This window comes from Lichenihabitans psoromatis, assembly GCF_004323635.1.
In the GTDB taxonomy this organism is placed as follows: domain Bacteria; phylum Pseudomonadota; class Alphaproteobacteria; order Rhizobiales; family Beijerinckiaceae; genus Lichenihabitans; species Lichenihabitans psoromatis.
In genome coordinates this window covers 3,543,895-3,560,919 of sequence record NZ_CP036515.1, presented here as the reverse complement: position 1 = coordinate 3,560,919, position 17,025 = coordinate 3,543,895, and the positions used below count along the sequence as shown (strand labels likewise).

Genomic DNA, 17,025 nt, shown 5'->3' with positions numbered 1-17,025 from the left:
CCAACCCCTGCACATCGAAGGATCGCGATGGTGGAATTAGTCGAGCGTGCGAAGCCATCGGGCGGGTCCCTGATCCAAAATCCGATCGTCCGCGGAGCGGTTTATCAGATCGTGCTCGTGGCTCTGATCGTCTTCGTGGTTTACGGGGCCGCCACCAACGCCATGACGGCGATGGAACGGCTTCGCATGCCGACCGATTTCGGCTTTCTGGGCCAGACGTCGGGCTTCGACATCAACCAGACCTTGATCCCCTATTCGCATTCCTCGACCTACGCTGAGGCCTTCTGGGTCGGCTTGATCAACACGCTGCTGGTCGGCGTTGTAGGGATCGTCCTGACCACCATCATCGGTTTCACGGTTGGGATCGCGCGCCTGTCGTCGAACTGGATCGTCGCGAAACTCGCGCTGGTCTATGTCGAAACGCTGCGGAACATTCCGCTGCTGCTGCAATTGCTGTTCTGGTACAATGCGGTTCTGAAGCCGTTGCCGGCGCCACGCCAATCGATTGCGCTGCCAGGCGGTATTTTTCTCAACAACCGCGGGCTGATTTTTCCCAATCCGCAATTCGGCGAGGGCGCTCATTTCGTCGGAATGGCCGTCGTGATCGCCATTCTGGCCGCGATCCTGTTTACGATCTGGGCAAGCAGGCGGCAGAAGAGCACCGGCCAACAGTCGCCCGTCGGGTGGGTCTGGCTCGCTTTATTGATCAGCCTGCCGCTACTGACCTATTTCGCTCTGGGGCGGCCGATCACCTTCGACATACCGGTGTTGAAAGGCTTTAACTTCGCGGGCGGCCGGCAGGTGTTTCCCGAGTTGGTCGCCCTCGTGCTCGGCCTCTCGGTCTACACCGCGTCTTTCATCGCCGAGATCGTCCGTGCTGGCGTGCAATCGGTCGCGCACGGCCAGACCGAAGCCGCCGAAGCGCTGGGCCTCGGGGCGGGCCGAATCCGTGCTCTCGTCGTGGTGCCGCAGGCCATGCGGGTCGTCATTCCGCCGCTGACCAACCAATATCTCAACCTCGTCAAGAACTCCTCCCTGGCGGTGTTCATCGGCTACCCCGATCTGGTCCAGGTTTTCGCCGGCACGGTGCTGAACCAGACCGGCGCGGCCGTGCAGGTCATGGCCATCACGATGCTGGTTTATCTCGTCATTTCGCTTTTCACCTCGGCGATCATGAATATGTATAACCGGCGCATCGCGCTGGTGGAACGGTGACGCGGATGAGCCAGATCGCCGACAAGACAGATCTCGATCCGTCCGTGACGGCCGATGCCGTGCTCGACGCTGCCGTCACCGATATGCCGTCCGGCGGCGCAGCCTTCGTCCAAACCGAGTCGCATCCCCCTCAGCCGGCGCCGATCACGGTGCGTGGTCCTTTGGCGTGGATGCGGGCCAACCTTTTCTCGACGCCGGGTTCGGGGTTGCTGACCCTTCTGGCCGTTGCCTTCGTGGCCTGGGTTCTGCCGGATCTGGTGCGCTTCCTCTTCACCGATGCGGTGTGGTCCGGCGACGCCGCCACCTGCCGCACCAAGGTCGATGGCGCATGCTGGGCCTTTATCGCGCAGAAATTTCAATACGTTCGCTATGGGTCCTATCCCGAGACCCAACATTGGCGGATCGACCTGACGGAGGCGATCGGTGCCGTTCTGATCGTCTGGCTGTTGTGGACCTCGGCGCCCAAACGCAACGTCGCGGCGCTTTTGTTCTTCATCGTCTACCCGGTCTTCGCCTTTTTCCTGGTGCGCGGATCGGATCTGATCGGTTTGCCGATCATCGACACGAGTCTCTGGGGCGGTCTTTTCATCACGCTGCTTATGTCAGTGGTCGGCATCGTTGTGTCGCTCCCGGTCGGCGTTTTGCTCGCGCTTGGACGGCGCTCCGCACTGCCGATCATCCGCACGGTGTCGGTCGCGTTCATTGAAATCGTTCGCGGCGTGCCCTTCATCACGGTCTTGTTCATGGCCAATGTGATGCTGCCGTTGTTCGTGCCGGAGGCTTGGACGCCTGACCGGCTGCTACGACCCTTGATCGGCACGGCCTTGTTCGCCTCCGCCTATATGGCGGAGGTCGTGCGCGGCGGCCTCCAGGCGATGCCGCGCGGCCAGACCGAAGGCGCCCAGGCGCTGGGGCTCGGCTACTGGCAGAGCATGCGGCTCATCATCCTGCCGCAGGCGCTGACGACCGTGATCCCCGGCATCGTTTCGACCTTCATCGGCCTCTTCAAGGATACGACCCTTGTGGCGATCGTCGGCATCTTCGATTTTCTTCGAACGCTGGAGAGCGCCCGGCTCGACCCGAATTGGGGCGGACCGACGATCACGACAACCAGCTACGTCTTTGCCGCAATGGTCTATTGGATCTTCTGTTTCGGCATGTCCCGCTACTCGCAATATACCGAGCGACGGCTGAAGGCCGGTCGCGCTCATTGAGGTCTTCTCCCATGTCGAACGCAACGGCGATCCCGAGCATCGCTCCCGCCGAGGACCTCGCGGTGAAACTCGACAGCGTCCACAAATGGTACGGCGAGTTTCATGTCCTGAAGAACATCAACCTGAATGTCTCGCGTGGCGAACGGATCGTGATTTGTGGCCCGTCAGGGTCGGGCAAATCCACGATGATCCGATGTATCAATCGTTTGGAAGAGCATCAGAAGGGCAGCATCGTCGTCAACGGCACGGAGCTGACCAACAATCTCAAACGGATCGACGAGGTGCGCCGTGAGGTCGGCATGGTGTTCCAGCACTTCAACCTTTTCCCGCATCTCACCATCCTCGAGAATTGCACCTTGGCGCCCATCTGGGTTCGCAAGATGCCGAAGCGCGACGCTGATGCGCTCGCCATGAAATATCTGACGCGGGTCAAGATCCCGGAGCAGGCCAATAAATATCCGGGCCAGCTTTCGGGTGGTCAGCAGCAGCGCGTCGCCATCGCACGGTCGCTCTGCATGAACCCGAAGATCATGCTGTTCGACGAGCCGACCTCGGCCCTCGACCCCGAGATGGTCAAGGAGGTGCTCGATACGATGGTATCGCTGGCCAATGAGGGCATGACGATGCTGTGCGTGACCCACGAAATGGGGTTTGCGCGGCAGGTAGCTGATCGCGTGATCTTCATGGATGGCGGCGAGATCGTCGAGATGAACAAGCCCGAGGCGTTCTTCGCCAATCCGCAACACGAGCGGACGAAGCTGTTCCTGAGCCAAATTCTGCACTGAGGTCTAAAGCCTGACGCTATCGCCGCCACGGCGTCGCGCTCCATATACAGCCTGGACTGGCGGCCACCCAGGCCGGTTCGGTCCGTTCCGTATGGAGACCTTCGATGCGTTCTTTCGCTTTCGCCGCCGCTCTGGTGGTCGCCGCTGTTTCAGCCGCTCCGGCTTTCGCCGAGACGATGGAGTATAAGGCCAATCTTTCGGCCGAAACAGAGGTGCCGCCGCATGCCGACCTGAAGGGCACCGGGACGGTCGCGGCCACCTTCGACACAACCTCGATGAAGCTCAGCTATAAGGTTGATTATCAAGGCTTGACCGGAACCGCCACGGCGGCGCATTTCCACGGCCCCGCAGCAGTCGGTGCGAATGCCGGCGTGATGGTGCCTGTGGCGATCGGTTCAGGCAGCCCGATTGAAGGATCTGCGACCCTGACGGCGGATCAGGCCAAGGCCTTGGAAGACGGTAAGATGTATTTCAACATCCATACCGAAGCCAACAAGGGTGGCGAAATCCGCGGCCAGGTCGAGAAGGCTATGTAGCCGCGAGCCGCCAAGCGCTTATCGCCGTCGCGAGCTCAAGCCACGCGGTAGCCGCGAGCCGCCAAGCGCTTATCGCCGTCGCGAGCTTAAGCTACGCGCGAACCGCGAACCCGCACGCTTTTACTATCTCACGCACGTCTAAATGCGCCGTCAGTGCCGACGATCGGCCCGGCGGCTCGTTGCACGCTCCGCCAAAAACTCGCCAATATTGGAGCCGAGCGGCATCGCGGATGTGTCGACGACATCCTGGCGCGATAACCCAATATCCGACAAATCGTGTTCGGACATTTGCGCCAGCGTCCAGCTCAAACGACGGCTTTCATAGGCCCGGCGGGGCCAGGAGATGAGCGTGGACGTCACGTTGCTGATAAGAGGCAGGACGGCGGAGATGCCGCGCGTGGCGCGGTGTCCGGTGCGGGACGGGAACGGGATGGAGAGATGCATGGTGGACCTCGATGGACGCGTTACGAAGCGTCTAGAGTTTTAAGATAGGAACGGGCCAACCATCGGTCCAACGCATAGTTGACATAAGATCGATCGCGTATCATCATCGGTTTATGCTTGACACTGACCAGCTCCGATCGTTTCTCGCCATCGTCGATACCGGCAGCTTCACGCGCGCGGCCGAGCGGGTGAACAAGACGCAAAGTGCCGTCTCGATGCATATGCGCCGCCTCGAGGAGCAGCTCGAACGGCCGTTGTTCGTCAAACAGGGGCGTGGCACCCGACTGACCAGCGATGGCGAACGGCTCGTCGATCATGCGCGACGCATGCTCGAGGTCGAAGCGGCAGCCCTTTACGATCTGAAACAGCATGGGCTCGCCGGCCGGGTCGTGTTCGGCATCCCCGACGATTACGCAGAGCCATTCCTGCCCGACATCGTCAAGCGATTCACGCGGCAGCATCCGCTGGTCGAACTCTCGATTGTCTGCCATCCCAGCGTCGATCTGGCCCAGCGGATCATGACCGGCGAAGTGGATGTCGCGGTCGTGACGGATTGCGAGCGGATCAAAGGGCTCGAGATTCTGCGCGAGGAGGCTTTGTGCTGGGTGGCAGGGTTGCGATCCGGCCCCATCGAAGATCAAAGGCCGCTGCCTCTTGCCTTGTCGACGCCCACCTGCCCATGGCGGAATGCGGCGCTCGAGGCGCTGGATGCGGCCGGGATCGCGTCCCGCATCTTTCTGATGTCGACCAATTATGCGGCGCTTGCGCCGATCATCCAGGCTGGGCTTGCGCTGACGGTTCTGCCGCGGGCCGCCGTCAACCTGGCTTCGCAGCGTCTGGTGCCGTCAAGCGCCGGGCTACCAGTTTTGAGCAATGTGAAGGTCGGGCTGCTGCGTGGCTCGTCGGGCCGATCGAAGGAAGCCGCTGCCCTTACCGATGTGATCCGCGCCAGTATCGGCGTCGCTGCAGGCTCGGCGCTCGACGTCGCGGCCTGATTGTCATCCTCGATCGCTCGCCCGTCAGGGCAGGGGATCGGCGTCGCTGAGCGCGATCAGCAGCGGCTCGTGACCCGTCGCGCGCAGGAAGGCCATGAGATCATCGGGCGCGATCGACGTTGTCTTGTCATTGGTCAGCGGGTGGCAATGGATCCGCGCCGCCTGCATCAAAGCCGTCTCGATCACGACCGTGACACTGCCCGATGCGTCGTTGATGGCCGCAAAGAGCGACACCGACCCGGGTCGTACGCCGAGGGTGTCGAAGAGATAATCGGGCGAGGCGAATGATAAGCCACCCTTCGCGCCGATCAAATGCCGGAGCCGCTTGAGATCGACAGCCGTGTCTTCTCCGAGCGTCACCAGGAAGAAACTGCGCTTGTTGTCGCGCAGAAACAGGTTCTTGGTGTGCGCGCCGCCCTCCGATGCCCCACGAACGGCCTGCGCTTCTTCGACCGTGAAGACCGGCGCATGCTTGACCGTTTCGGTCTGAATGCCGAGAGCTTGGAGGCGGGCGAACAGGTCACTGCTATATTTCACTGCCTTCATACAGTCCTACTAACCACTATAAGTCGTTTATTATACGACCGCTGATCGCCGATATTTGATCTTTCACTTTCCTGATCAAAATGAGCTGTGCTTCCGACCACTTAGCGCGATCGCCAGATAAGTCTTTCACTTGTCCATATCTCTCGAGATTGGATACAGGAATATTTTGCCATAAACTATTTTGAATGAGGACGTTCATATCCTCAATACCGCCCAAGTAGATCTTACTACCGGGCAAGATAGCACTATATCCCGTAATATTAGTAGCTAGACTATCGGCAAGTTTTTGGTTCGCGCTCTGTATATTAGTATGGTGAGCAGCATCGGCGCGAAGCTCCTTCCCCGCACGTGTATCAAAGCCATTGAAAATCCAGCCCGCGTACACCGGCTTCCCGTAGCTGTCAAAGTCCTGCGACCCGAAGTTCATTTGCTTAAAGCGAGTAATTCCTATTCCCCAGTCAGAAACAAACTGGGGTAACATTTGCTCGATCAGGCTAATGCAATACTCACTGAACGTGTCAGATGTGCAAGGTATCACTAGGTAGTCTGATGAATAAAGAGCGGAACGAACTAAGCCTCCGAATGACGGCGGCAAATCAATCATTACATAATCAAAATGCTGCCCATCCGCAGCTAATTTCCGTTCCAGCGTTCGTAACGACACAAATTTTGAAATACCTGTCCCGGTAAGTAAATCGTTACCGACGCTAAGAGCGTCTGAATAAACATTTAACCAAAAATCGCCCGCTACTATCTTAACATTCTCATGAGTATGAGGTCCTTTGAATGTAGTAATTGGACCGGGTCCAGTGTTCTGCAGATAACCCTGGAGAAATGATCTAATAGTTTTGGGATTATGAACATCCGCCACAATTTTTTAAAATCGTCCCCGCCCAACATTGCAATTGACAGATTGCATTGAGGATCAAAATCTATCAGCAAAACGCGCTTTCCACACTCCGCTAGTCGATCGGCAACATTCCATGTGATTGTCGTCTTACCAACGCCACCTTTATTGTTGAAAACACTAATAAACTTAACCATATAAAATGCCTTTAAAACTCAATATGCCGGTCGGGAGTTAAGCTCAATTATGAGCAGCCGGTCGTGGCGCCACAATTATATAACCCCCTGACTTATTCCAGTGTGTATTTTGAATGGGTTAGACCCGGCATATCGCGGAACTCGTATGCTGACTTAGGAATGGTCGGCATATCGAGTCTGCACGTCGTGGTCACCCTCGATCTCGCCGCGCGACGAGGGCCACGTGAAGCCGACTTGCCGGGTATCCGAGGTCCAAGGCATCGCGAGCGCAGCGCGCAACGCCTCTTCGTCGCCGATAAGGACGACCTTGCGCTCCGCCCTGGTCACGGCGGTGTAGATCCAAGCTGGGTCGATGATCCTGCTCCTGGGGACGGCGACGATCACCGTGGCCGCCTGGGACCCCTGGGCCCTGTGGCAGGTGAGTGCGTAGCCGACCGACACGTCGACGAGGTCGGACGCATCCAGGAGATGCTCGGTTTCCTCGAACCTCACCAGCAGGGATCGTTCCGCCGGGACGATGGCAATAACGGTCCCCAGGGACCCGTTGAAGAGCCCTCGTCGGTAATCGTTTCGTCGAAAAAGGACGGGGTCGCCGTCGCTGAACCGTTCCCCGAGCGCTCCCCGCATCTCGATCGAACGGTCACGTTCGCGTCGAAGATCGTGGAGCTTGGCGTTCAAGGCACACGTGCCGGCTGCTCCGCCGTTCGTCGGGGTCACGACAAGAACGTCGGCACCGTCGAGGACGCCCGTCCGGACGGCGATGCCGACGACCGACGCGGCGACTTCTTCCGCGCCTCGGGCCTGGACGAACGACGCCCCGTCCCCGAGCGGCTCGAAGGAAGGCAACCGAGGCAAGGTCCGCTCCCGCAGGCTAGCGGCGACTGCGGGGATGCCCGACGCATCCGACTGGCGGTGGACGAAGGAGAGGCGGGCCGTGATCCTGTCGTCGTGGATGAGCTTATGAAAGACAAGGCCGAAGCCCACCGGAGGGAGCTGGCGATGGTCGCCGATGAGCAGCAGGGGCCCCCGCCGGCATGCGACGAAGCAGTCCGTACATGGTCCCTAGGTCCACCATGCTGGCCTCGTCCACGATGACGAGGGTGGTGGACGTGATCTCGGCGAGGGGAGCCGACGAAGGGACGGCGGGCTCGTCGGGGGTAGAGGCCGCCCCGTGTCCACGGGCTTCGCGCTCGTCGATTTCCTTCAGTGTCCTGAACAGGGTCCTGGCCAGCCGACCCGTCGCCCCGGAGAGGCGTAGAGCGGCCTTACCCGCGAGCGCGGCCAGGAGCACGGTCCCCCCGGCTTGTTCCCAGAGGTCGCAAACGGCCCTTGTCGCGTATGTCTTGCCGACGCCAGCGCCGCCCTGGATGCAGGCCAGGGAGTCGACCATCACCTTCAAGACCGCCGCGCGCTGCTCCGCATGCAGGGACCCATGCCGCCGCTCGAAATCCCGGATGGCATGGTGCATGTCGGCTTCAGTGGGGAATGGATGCTCGCCACCGGCCGCCATAGAGGACAATCGTTCCTCGATGGCCTGCTCCATCGAGGCGCACCCGGGAGCCCGCCAACGATCTCCGTATCGCACAAGCGCTCCGCAGGCGTTGCCAAGGTGGACCGCCTCCGAAACGACCGGGTTCGTCGCCGACGTGCGAAGCGCGGCCCCGAGCCTCACGCGGAGATCTTCGTCCGCGATCACCGTTGCGCCGGTCCCGATCAGATCTTTGATCGAGGCGTCGACCGCGCCGACCAGCCGCTGCGGCGCCGCGTCGACCAAGGCGGCGTTCGCTTCCCGCAAGAGCTTCATCCCCAGCGCGTCGACCTTCGACCATGGCATGAGCGCGACCAGCGACCATGGGTTCGCCGCCAGGCGTTCGACGGCATGGTCTCCGAGGATAGCGAAGAGGCGACGAGCAATCTGAAGGTCGTCCACGCCGATTGCCCCCAACCACTCGACGAGGCGGGTCTCGCCGGCGGCTTCGCGCCAAGCGGATACGCAGGCCGCCGCGAGCCTCGGCGCAAGCACCGGCCGGTCGGGCGCGATGACATCCGCGATGGCGTCGACGTCGCCCTCGTCTTGAATCTGCGGCAGGTCCGTCTCGTAGGCGAGCCAAAGCCGGGTCGCTCGATCGTGGCCGATCCCCGCGACGTGGTTGGCCAGGAAGTCCCTGATCAGCTTGCCCGTGGGCAAGGTGCGCGTCGCGTGCGTAGCCTCGATCTGGAGGCCCCACGGCGTCGCCTTGCGCTCGCCCTCGATCCTCCAGGTCTCCCCCTTTGCGGGTTCTCCGATCATCGCAACGCGATTTGCGCGGACGCGAAGTCGTTCTCCGTGTTGGTCGTCCGACATGTCCGCGACGCGTGCGGAGAAGATCACCCCGAAGTCGCGCCGGCTAACGACATCCTCGACGACGACGAGGGTCATGCCTCGGCGCCGTCGCGGATCACCATGCCGGTTTCCTCAAGCAAGCCGAGGCTAGCCCTGAGCCGCCCGTTCTCGCGACGGAGCGACTCGATCAGGGCCTCCCTCTCGGAAAGGGCCCGGCGCAGGTCCGAGTTGTCACCGGCGACCTTCGTCAAACGCGCTTCACGGAAGCATCCTCGGCGTCTTCGAGCGACGATACCAGTCACTTGGGACGTGCGGAATTCCGGTGCGAAAAGAGGGACGACGATGGGGGCGGTCGGCTACGCGCGGGTGTCGACGGACGGGCAGACGCTCGACGCCCAGGTCGCCGAGCTGATGGCCGCCGGAGCGGACCCGATCTTCCGGGAAAAGGTGACGGGCGCTCGCCTCGATCGTGCGCAGTTGCACATGGCGCTCGGGGCCCCTTCGGGCCGGTGACGTGCTCATGGTGACGAGGCTGGACCGGCTCGCCCGCAGCACGCCAGACCTCCTCGACATCCTCGACGGGATCGCTACCAAGCAGGCCGGCTTCCGGTCCCTCCGGGACGCCTGGGCCGATACCACGACGGCCCATGGCCGGCTCATGTTGACGATCCTCGGCGGCCTGGCGGAGTTCGAGCGGGAGTTGATCCTCGCCAGGACCGGGGAGGGGAGGCAGCGGGCGAAGGAGCGCGGCGTCCGCCTCGGACGTAAGCCCAAGCTCACGCCTCACCAGCGGCGGGAGGCGGTCGCGCGAAGAGTGGGAGGTGAGTCTGTGAGTGACATCGCCCGATCATATGCAGTGCATCATTCCACGATCTCACGCCTGTGAGCGTCGAACGACGCTAGCGCGCTCACCTTGCGGGCGAGGTGCCTCGCGAGAGGAGGGCGGAGGTGGTTAAGCCGTCTGTCAGATAGCGGGCGGCGCGATCGATCTCGGGAAACATCGTGCGCTGGTTGATGGATACATGCCCGAGTTGCGACATGATCTCACCCTTGCGTCGCGCCTGAATCGTTATGCGTTCGACCACGATGCCGCGGGCGCCGGTCGCCGGGACCTCTTCGGTCAGGCCTAAAACCATGAAGGCACCTTCCTGCGCGAGTATCCGTCGATTGTTGTACTTCGGTTTCACAAGAAAGAATCTGCTGAGCTGCTCCGGTACGATCTCGGGTTCGAACGCCGGTTTTTCCGTTCGGATGAAGTGAAGCAGTCTTTTGACGGTCTCCTTGCCATTGAACGTCGCCCGCGCGGTCTTCGAGAAAGTGGGTTTTCCCGCCGTCATCGTTCGAAGCTCCTCCTTCTGGTCGAAGCGGCAACGAGCTAGGTTCGTGAGGCAGCTTACGGTGTCGCTGTCGAAGTAGCGGACGAGAGACTCGTCGATAGTCAGCTTGATCACCTCGCCGTCCGTGGGCACGGTCCGCCTGCGCATTCGCCCCATTCGCATTACGTCGGTTTTTTTCGTCTGCGGCTCGGATGCGAAATAGAGGGCGACCAGCGGGTTCCACGTGACATCGAGTAGACGGGTCGGCAGGGAGTAATGTTGCATCCTCACCAACAACTCCAGGGTACTGCCGTCCGCGGCAAACTCCTGGGGATGAGCCGCGATGAGATCCCTCAGAAGGATGTGTTCCCGCTCCGCCGCAATCGGGGAACGAAATATCGCGGGACGAAGAAGGTAATCCTCGTTGGGGTGACCTCGATAGACTACGACCTTTCCCGGGGTCGGAGGGCTGCCGATGATCCGGCCAATGAAGCTCTGAAGGTTGGTCACTGGTAATGTAGCCATTCCGAATTGAAGCGGGAGCCGGAAGGCTTGGCAAGGAATACCCTGAGGGGCGTCGAAATGCTCGGAGCCTGGTCAACCCGGGGTCGGAGCTTGCGACAAGACCATGGCCAGCGGATCGGCCGTTCCGGCGATCGGGTCAAGGCCGAAGCGGCGAAGCGGGGGTGCGAAGCGCCAGCCTTGAGGTGGTCGCCGGGACGGCCCACACAAGAGAAACGGTGGGCGCGCGCGTGCATCTTGAGATGTCTGCCGATTGGCTCGTTACGTTCGTCGTCGATCAAAGATCGGGAAGAAGGTGGAGCGGCGGCTTGCTCGTGACGCCCACGGATTCAACCTCGAAGGCGGGAACATGGCCAAGACACGGATTCCGGAGAAGAAGCAGCGCATCCTCTGGGCGCGGTCGGGCGGTCGTTGCCAGTATCGAGGTTGTAACGAGGACCAGACGAGGGACCTGGTCTCCGGAAGGGAGGACCCACTGTTCGGCTTCGTGGCCCATATCGTGGGGGACTCCGCTGACGGTCCCAGGGGCGACCCGGTCAGGTCGCCGCTCCTGGCCCAGGAATTGACGAACCTGATGCTCATGTGCCCGAGGCACCACAAGTTGATCGACGTCGACGGCCTGGCCGAGCATCCCGAGGCGTTACTACTCGCCATGAAGGAGGAGCACGAAACCCGCATCAACATGGTCACCGGTATCGGACAGGACCGGGCATCCCACGTCATCCGGTTCGCCGCCAACGTCGGACGGAACGAGGCCCTCGTCTCCCGGGAGGAGATCTTCGCGGCGATGCTGCCGTCCCGCCATCCCGCTTCGTTTCAGACAATCGACCTTGAGATGCTGGGGCTCTCCATGACGGACGGGGAAGCCAACTACTGGACGCTCCAGAGCGAAAACCTGCGACGGCAGTTCGCCGACAAGGTACGGGGCCGGATCGAGCGGCAGGAAATCCGCCACGCCTCCGTCTTCGCCCTCGCGCCACAGCCGCTCCTCATCGAACTCGGCCGCCTCCTGTGCGACATCCTTCCCGCCGAGGTGCACCAGCGCCACCGCGAGCCGTCGACCTGGGCTTGGCAGCCGGATCAGCCCGGCATCGCGTTCAACGTGCAGGAATGCGTCGAGGGGAAGCCTAATGTCGCCCTGGTGCTCGCGCTGAGCGCCTCGGTCGCCGACGAAAGGATCCTGAACGTCCTCGGCCCCGAGACCGCGATCTGGTCGATCACGGCCGCTCGTCCACACAATGACATCATGCGGCGCTCCGAGGACCTGTCGCTGTTCCGGAGCCACTTGCGGCGCCTGCTCGACCGCATCAAGGCCGTCCATGGGGAGGGCGCGACGGTCAACGTCTTCTCGGCGCTTCCCGTGTCCGCAGCCATCGAGGTCGGCCGCGTCTGGATGCCAAAGGCCGACCTCCCCCTTCGGATCTACGATCAAAACAGGGCGAGTGGCGGCTTCGCGCACGCCCTGGACATTCGTCAGGACGAACCCGGGCGAGTCTGATCGGCTACTGGGTCGTCCTCGATGGGACCTTCGGCGAGCTTGTGAATGACCGCGCCGTCCCAGAGACCCACGTACATGCCCTCCGGCCCGGGGTCCCTGCCGACGATCACCATCGCGAAGCCATTCAGGGCGTGGCGCGAGCGTCGAAAAATGTCTGCGATGCTGGCCATGTCGACGGGGGACGGGCTGGGTCGATCCTCCGGGTGGGTGTGCCAAGTGCCGACGAAGTGAAGGCCCGTCGCGTGGTTCTCGTCGATCTCGCGTTGTTCGGCCATTCGGTCGGGGCGGTAGCTGCAACGGCCCCGCCGGTCCGTCGGCCTGGGCCCGGTGGCGAGGTCGACGATGGTCCGTGCACCGTCGAAGCGGGCGAAGAGCAGGCCGCCCGCCTCAAGGTGCCAAAAGCGGGTCTGCCGATGGCGATCGAAATGGTCGAGCGCCTTGCGGGACAATACGAACGACTGGCCGGCGTTCCCGAAAGGATACCGTCTCATGCGGCCTTTGCATGAAGCGAGATGGCCTCGGACCAGGGGAGTTCGGTCACGAACGCCCCTTCGTTGCGAAATCCGGGAAGCGCCTTCCACAAGGGTGTCCAGGAGCCACCGGCGCGGTCCAGGAACCTTTTGCTGCAAGCCCAGATTTTGTGAGTCGGCGAGGTCGTCGTGCCCAGCAGGGAGTCCAAGGCAAGCTCCGCCGCCATGGCGGTGATGAACCCAAGCTCGACGGGGCCGTAGGGTTCGTACATGGCTCCACACGCCGGCTCTTGTCTCTTGGTGTCGCCGGCCGGCCACTCGGTGACCTGGATACGAGGAAGCCCGGTTTCGTCGACCCTTTGCTGAAGGGAAGATGCCGACCCGACCACTGTCAGCGCATGTCCTGCGGTCGCGCGAGGTTCCGTCCAAGTATAGAGGATCGGGACGTGCCGGCCCTCCGCCCGGTGCCACTCGTCCAGCAGCCGTTCCGCACTCCAGTTCCCAAGCGCCGAGACGATGAGGCTGGCGTCGTCGAGTACCACCGGTGGTCCGAGGATGACATCCTCCGCCCGACATTTCATCGCCTCGACGCGAACGTGGGGGAGATCCGCCGCGATCCTCAGCTTCAGGTCAGCCGCCTTGCCATGGCGCAACGACCCCAGACCCAGGGGATGTCGCCCAACGTTGGCGCCGACGAGAAGATCGTCGTCGACGAGCACCAGGGTCCCCACGCCGGCCTGTGCAAGGGACACGGCGATCGGCGCGCCGACCGAACCGCATCCGAGGACGACGACCTTCGATCCTCTGAGGGCGGGGAACCGGTCGTCCTGACACCGGCCATGGATCCAAGCCGCGTCCACCCGTTCGAGGCTAGCTTTCTTGGCGGGGTTGGGACCGAAGAACCGAGGCGAGAGGACGTCGACCGGGATCGATCTTCCGCCGCTATATCCCTTCGTAAGCCTGTCCACGCCCCGCTGCGGGATCGGACGCGGGATCACGATGCCTGCGACCGCGGTGCCGTTGTCCGTTGCCATGCAGAGAGCGACCGCAAGCTTGTCGGGCAAGGAGGCCAGGGCTTGGTCGAGCAGATCCGACGCACCGGCCTCGCGTGCCAATGCGTGGATGTCTGCCGCGCTCTTTGGGTACTCGGCCGGCAGCAGGCAACGTCCGAGCTTGATGAACACGGCCGGCGCCGTCTTTGTCTCACGGGGCTTGAGCTTGAGCCTGCCGTACCTGTTCCTCAGCCACGCCAGTATTTCGTCGTCGCCGTCGCCCAGCAGAGCGTAATCCTTCCCCCACCACACACGGATGATGCGGGAGGGGCCGTCCGCGTCGCAAGCCGTAACGATGGGCGGTCCAGGGTAGTCCGCGACGTTGCGCCAGTAGGACAGCACCTCCGACCGGAAGTCGTCGTCGACGTCGCCGCCCTCGCACCTCTCGATAAGGCGGACGGCCAAATCGAGGAGGGTCACGAGCACGCCGACCGGGTCACCCGGCGAGTAGGTCACGGTTTCGGTCGCCAGGCATAGCCGGCCGTCTTCCTCGACGTGTGGCCAAGTGAGGAACGGAGGCCGATCGACCAGCACGATCTGCGGCGGCACGAACGGGAAGCTCTCGCCGATGACGATGTCGAGCCGACGCGGCCCGTCCGTGCACGGGATGCTGACACGCCAGCCTTCCACCGATGATCGACGAGCGCGTGATAGTGCGGCCGGCGGAAGCCTTTCGAGCCCGCCGGTCGACGTGCTTATCCAATCCTCGATGCGCTCGACGGCGTCATCGAAGTCGATCGGATCGTCAGGCACTGCGGTTGTCACCCTGGATACGGACCGCCTCGCGCCGTGCCTGCGCCTCGTCGCGAATGAAGCCGGTCGTGAGTAGGCTCGGCGTTGCGTACGGCCGCCGGCCCTCCGCGCGCTTCGCCAGCGGCTCGCCCACGCTGTCCGAGGCCCTCTCGGTGATCTGCCTGCGGTCTGTCATCCCGGCGAGGGCGCTGAAGTCCTCACGGGCGGTGGCCAGCCAGCTGTAGAAAGCCGACTTGCGCTCCGGGTGCTTGACCCACTTGTCGGCAAAGTTCTCCAGTGGATCGCTCGGGTTCTGGATCACCGCCTCGCCGTTGGCGCCGGTAAGGATGAACCGGTCCATCCCCGCAAGGATCGAGACGAGCGCCGCCCCGATCCTGGCTTCGCCGTTGTAGGCGTGGGCCGCCAGGGACGTGATGATCACAGAGATGGGCGCGTCGGTCGCGTCCTTGGAGAACATGTTGTCGCGATGCCGCTTGAGGATCATGACCGCCGCCTGCAACGGCAGCTTCAGCTTGAAGGTCGGGATGGCCTCGACCTCGGCCCTAACCCTGTCGGCAGTCAGGGCCTGCCGCTTTTCGAGTATGACGGTCGTCCGCTGCTTGAACCAGCGCGAGTAGCCCTTGGGATTGGATCGCTGCCAGTCGTCCGTGATGACCATGTAGCCGGGTGTCTCGTTGTCGGTGATGCTCACGGCCGTCTCCGCCCAAGCGGTGCTGAGGTGCGCTTCCAACAAGCGGCGACGCTGGCTCTCGGCGCTCGGGACAGCCGGAACCATGTCCATGTGGAACTGGGCCCCGTCGGCGTAGCTGAGCACCCAACAGCGTCTGCCCTCGACCAACGGCTTGATCATGCTGTTAGCGGTACGGTAGGCCTCAACCTCCTGGCCTAGCCGGATCTTCAGGTCCTGCTGAGTGATCGTCTGCCGATCAAGCTTCTTGAATAGGCAAATCGAGTCGACGTCGTAATCCTCCTTCTCGGACGGGGGCTTGATCGCCGTGCCCAGCCGGAAGGAGCCTTGCGCGTAAATTTGGGGATCGAACTGCCGGACGGTCGATGCGTCGCGGTGCAGCCACTCGCCCAGCGAACGGTATCTCTCGCGTGCCTGCTCGTAGCGGCCCTGCGGGATTTCGAGTTCGGCGGCGAGATCCTCCAGGAAGGTTTCCGCCTCCTTGGTCAGGGTGATTGTATCGGGAATCATGCTCATTTCGCGATCTCCATTTCCGTCTTGAGGCGGTGATAGGGTTCGAATGGCTCCGCCGGCCCTCCGAAGAAGTGCTTCCTAAGGGTCGGGATGCGATCGCGAGCCATGGCGAAGCCCATGCCCTTGAGTTCCCCGATCTTGGTCGTGTCATCCATGGCGAACGACTTGTAGGGGACGGTGTGCGTGACGCGGAATACCCGCTCGGCCTCGTGTTCGTGCCCGGTCAGCAGGAAGGCCGTTCCCAGGGAGGCGTGCGACTGCCCGTCCATGAACAGCTTGATCGCCTTCGATCCCAGCGAGGTGATGCCGGGTGCATCGCCGATCCGGTATGCTTGGTCCAGGCATCCGATGCTCAGGACCCGTAACGACTCGCGGCTCCAGCCAAGGACGCCGATCGCCTCGACGACGGCCAGGCCGACCGGATTGTTTGCCCAAACGCCACCGTCGATCAGGCCTACCTCGTCGCGTGTGACGTGTCGGGGGAAGAAGGTCGGCGCCGCCGCGGTGGCCATGGCCGCGTCGACCGCGCGCGACTTGTAGTCCGTCTCGAAGCGCGGATGATGCGCCGTCTTGTACACGTAGACCTTCTGGAGGCTCGGGTTCCACGCCGGTACCGCGAGCCTTGTCTTTGCTTCCCCGATCCGCCGATCCCCCAACGTGGCCTCAAGGACCTCCTTCAGCGGTTCCGCTGGATGCTTTGCGGTGACGAGGCGCTTGGCGTTGCGCCATATCCTTCGGGCGCGGTTGAGGACGGGGTGTCTGTCCTGACCGAAGATCGTCGGACCTTCCTTTTCGTAGAGCGAGAGCAGGCTGGCCGCCGTCATGTCGAGGGCGAGGCCAATGGCGATGATGCCGCCGGTGGACGTCCCGACGATGAGGTCGAAGTAGCGCCCGATCGGCTCTCCGCCGAGGTTCTTCTCCAGGGCCGCGAGGAAGGCGGCCGGGAAGGTTCCTACGATGCCGCCGCCGTCGATCGAGAGGATCCGACGGACTGGCTCTTGCCTTGGTTTGGTCACGATCTGTTCCGCCTTGAATCTTGCGGAGCAGATAGAATCTGCCCCGCGTGCCTATCGATCCGTGTCCTTCGATTGGGCCCCGATCGGTATCGAGG

At 62.5% G+C, this 17,025-nt stretch carries 19 protein-coding genes and 2 pseudogenes; 8 read left to right on the top strand and 13 right to left on the bottom strand.

Annotated elements, in window-relative coordinates:
* Nucleotides 1-27: 27 nt before the first annotated feature.
* From EY713_RS16635 to EY713_RS16620, 4 genes are all read left to right on the top strand, one after another.
* Complete coding sequence (locus EY713_RS16635; protein ID WP_131116895.1) at nt 28-1,215, top strand: amino acid ABC transporter permease; 1,188 nt, start codon at nt 28-30, stop codon at nt 1,213-1,215.
* An 83-nt stretch (nt 1,216-1,298) separates the two neighbouring features.
* Entirely contained in the window at nt 1,299-2,429 is a 1,131-nt protein-coding gene (locus EY713_RS16630; RefSeq protein ID WP_131119852.1) for an amino acid ABC transporter permease, read from the top strand.
* Nucleotides 2,430-2,440: 11 nt separating this feature from the next.
* Nucleotides 2,441-3,214: an amino acid ABC transporter ATP-binding protein gene (locus EY713_RS16625; protein ID WP_131116892.1), complete on the top strand. Its 774-nt coding sequence runs from the start codon at nt 2,441-2,443 to the stop codon at nt 3,212-3,214.
* 104 nt (nt 3,215-3,318) lie between these two features.
* The gene (locus EY713_RS16620; protein WP_131116889.1) at nt 3,319-3,750 is read left to right on the top strand and encodes a CHRD domain-containing protein; all 432 of its coding nucleotides are present in this window, start codon (nt 3,319-3,321) and stop codon (nt 3,748-3,750) included.
* 150 nt (nt 3,751-3,900) lie between these two features.
* Here the strand turns inward: EY713_RS16620 and EY713_RS16615 are convergent, their stop codons facing one another.
* Complete coding sequence (locus EY713_RS16615) at nt 3,901-4,194, bottom strand: YjiS-like domain-containing protein (RefSeq protein WP_131116886.1); 294 nt, start codon at nt 4,192-4,194, stop codon at nt 3,901-3,903.
* Nucleotides 4,195-4,307: 113 nt separating this feature from the next.
* Between EY713_RS16615 and EY713_RS16610 the strand changes: the two genes are divergently transcribed.
* A complete protein-coding gene (locus tag EY713_RS16610; protein ID WP_131116883.1) occupies nt 4,308-5,189 on the top strand; it encodes a LysR family transcriptional regulator in 882 nt (293 codons plus the stop codon).
* 24 nt (nt 5,190-5,213) lie between these two features.
* On the opposite strand, the gene EY713_RS16605 is transcribed toward EY713_RS16610, so the two are convergent.
* The 7 genes and pseudogenes from EY713_RS16605 to EY713_RS22820 all read right to left on the bottom strand — a co-directional run bounded on the left by EY713_RS16605 (nt 5,214) and on the right by EY713_RS22820 (nt 9,353).
* Complete coding sequence (locus tag EY713_RS16605) at nt 5,214-5,735, bottom strand: prolyl-tRNA synthetase associated domain-containing protein (protein WP_170314086.1); 522 nt, start codon at nt 5,733-5,735, stop codon at nt 5,214-5,216.
* A gap of 16 nt (nt 5,736-5,751) precedes the next feature.
* Nucleotides 5,752-6,606: a ParA family protein gene (locus EY713_RS16600; RefSeq protein WP_131116880.1), complete on the bottom strand. Its 855-nt coding sequence runs from the start codon at nt 6,604-6,606 to the stop codon at nt 5,752-5,754.
* A 74-nt stretch (nt 6,607-6,680) separates the two neighbouring features.
* A pseudogene (locus EY713_RS23235) lies at nt 6,681-6,779 on the bottom strand (ParA family protein); the annotation flags it as partial.
* Nucleotides 6,780-6,932: 153 nt separating this feature from the next.
* Nucleotides 6,933-7,634 carry an ATP-dependent DNA helicase gene (locus EY713_RS22830; RefSeq protein ID WP_245573026.1) on the bottom strand — a complete coding sequence of 234 codons (702 nt, stop codon included), beginning with the start codon at nt 7,632-7,634 and terminating at the stop codon, nt 6,933-6,935.
* A gap of 66 nt (nt 7,635-7,700) precedes the next feature.
* Nucleotides 7,701-7,763, bottom strand: a pseudogene (locus EY713_RS23385) (hypothetical protein); the annotation flags it as partial.
* A complete protein-coding gene (locus EY713_RS22825; RefSeq protein WP_165491166.1) occupies nt 7,738-9,198 on the bottom strand; it encodes an AAA family ATPase in 1,461 nt (486 codons plus the stop codon). The pseudogene EY713_RS23385 and the gene EY713_RS22825, both read right to left, overlap by 26 nt.
* Nucleotides 9,195-9,353 (bottom strand): hypothetical protein, encoded by a 159-nt coding sequence (locus tag EY713_RS22820; RefSeq protein WP_165491165.1) that lies wholly within the window; start codon nt 9,351-9,353, stop codon nt 9,195-9,197. The genes EY713_RS22825 and EY713_RS22820 overlap by 4 nt, the downstream gene beginning before the upstream one ends.
* 91 nt (nt 9,354-9,444) lie before the next feature.
* Between EY713_RS22820 and EY713_RS23435 the strand changes: the two genes are divergently transcribed.
* The gene (locus EY713_RS23435; protein WP_342635956.1) at nt 9,445-9,615 is read left to right on the top strand and encodes a recombinase family protein; all 171 of its coding nucleotides are present in this window, start codon (nt 9,445-9,447) and stop codon (nt 9,613-9,615) included.
* 7 nt (nt 9,616-9,622) lie between these two features.
* Nucleotides 9,623-9,988, top strand: a complete 366-nt coding sequence (locus EY713_RS16585) for a recombinase family protein (protein ID WP_342635955.1) — start codon at nt 9,623-9,625, stop codon at nt 9,986-9,988.
* Nucleotides 9,989-10,010: 22 nt separating this feature from the next.
* Here EY713_RS16585 and EY713_RS16580 read toward each other — a convergent pair whose 3' ends face one another.
* Nucleotides 10,011-10,928: an FRG domain-containing protein gene (locus EY713_RS16580; RefSeq protein WP_165491164.1), complete on the bottom strand. Its 918-nt coding sequence runs from the start codon at nt 10,926-10,928 to the stop codon at nt 10,011-10,013.
* A 361-nt stretch (nt 10,929-11,289) separates the two neighbouring features.
* Here EY713_RS16580 and EY713_RS16575 point away from each other — a divergent pair, with 361 nt between their 5' ends.
* Nucleotides 11,290-12,438 (top strand): SAVED domain-containing protein, encoded by a 1,149-nt coding sequence (locus EY713_RS16575; protein ID WP_131116871.1) that lies wholly within the window; start codon nt 11,290-11,292, stop codon nt 12,436-12,438.
* On the opposite strand, the gene EY713_RS16570 is transcribed toward EY713_RS16575, so the two are convergent.
* From EY713_RS16570 to EY713_RS16555, 4 genes are read right to left on the bottom strand one after another with little or no spacing between them, the layout of a single operon-like run.
* The gene (locus EY713_RS16570) at nt 12,414-12,887 is read right to left on the bottom strand and encodes a Mov34/MPN/PAD-1 family protein (RefSeq protein ID WP_245572760.1); all 474 of its coding nucleotides are present in this window, start codon (nt 12,885-12,887) and stop codon (nt 12,414-12,416) included. The genes EY713_RS16575 and EY713_RS16570 overlap by 25 nt on opposite strands.
* Before the next feature lie 38 nt (nt 12,888-12,925).
* Nucleotides 12,926-14,713, bottom strand: a complete 1,788-nt coding sequence (locus tag EY713_RS16565; RefSeq protein ID WP_165491163.1) for an E2/UBC family protein — start codon at nt 14,711-14,713, stop codon at nt 12,926-12,928.
* Complete coding sequence (locus EY713_RS16560; RefSeq protein ID WP_245572759.1) at nt 14,706-15,917, bottom strand: nucleotidyltransferase domain-containing protein; 1,212 nt, start codon at nt 15,915-15,917, stop codon at nt 14,706-14,708. Before EY713_RS16560 ends, EY713_RS16565 begins: the two co-directional genes overlap by 8 nt.
* Complete coding sequence (locus EY713_RS16555) at nt 15,914-16,930, bottom strand: CBASS cGAMP-activated phospholipase (protein WP_170314085.1); 1,017 nt, start codon at nt 16,928-16,930, stop codon at nt 15,914-15,916. Before EY713_RS16555 ends, EY713_RS16560 begins: the two co-directional genes overlap by 4 nt.
* Nucleotides 16,931-17,025 lie beyond the last annotated feature (95 nt).

What these genes read in the sequence shown, in the direction of transcription:
- EY713_RS16620 (WP_131116889.1), top strand. Translation starts at nt 3,319, where the DNA reads ATGCGTTCTTTCGCTTTCGCCGCCGCTCTGGTGGTCGCCGCTGTTTCA.
- EY713_RS22825 (WP_165491166.1), bottom strand. Translation starts at nt 9,198, where the DNA reads ATGACCCTCGTCGTCGTCGAGGATGTCGTTAGCCGGCGCGACTTCGGG.
- EY713_RS16575 (WP_131116871.1), top strand. Translation starts at nt 11,290, where the DNA reads ATGGCCAAGACACGGATTCCGGAGAAGAAGCAGCGCATCCTCTGGGCG.
- EY713_RS16615 (WP_131116886.1), bottom strand. Translation starts at nt 4,194, where the DNA reads ATGCATCTCTCCATCCCGTTCCCGTCCCGCACCGGACACCGCGCCACG.
- EY713_RS16605 (WP_170314086.1), bottom strand. Translation starts at nt 5,735, where the DNA reads ATGAAGGCAGTGAAATATAGCAGTGACCTGTTCGCCCGCCTCCAAGCT.
- EY713_RS23435 (WP_342635956.1), top strand. Translation starts at nt 9,445, where the DNA reads ATGGGGGCGGTCGGCTACGCGCGGGTGTCGACGGACGGGCAGACGCTC.
- EY713_RS16560 (WP_245572759.1), bottom strand. Translation starts at nt 15,917, where the DNA reads ATGAGCATGATTCCCGATACAATCACCCTGACCAAGGAGGCGGAAACC.
- EY713_RS16635 (WP_131116895.1), top strand. Translation starts at nt 28, where the DNA reads ATGGTGGAATTAGTCGAGCGTGCGAAGCCATCGGGCGGGTCCCTGATC.
- EY713_RS16625 (WP_131116892.1), top strand. Translation starts at nt 2,441, where the DNA reads ATGTCGAACGCAACGGCGATCCCGAGCATCGCTCCCGCCGAGGACCTC.
- EY713_RS16610 (WP_131116883.1), top strand. Translation starts at nt 4,308, where the DNA reads ATGCTTGACACTGACCAGCTCCGATCGTTTCTCGCCATCGTCGATACC.
- EY713_RS16585 (WP_342635955.1), top strand. Translation starts at nt 9,623, where the DNA reads ATGGTGACGAGGCTGGACCGGCTCGCCCGCAGCACGCCAGACCTCCTC.
- EY713_RS16630 (WP_131119852.1), top strand. Translation starts at nt 1,299, where the DNA reads ATGCCGTCCGGCGGCGCAGCCTTCGTCCAAACCGAGTCGCATCCCCCT.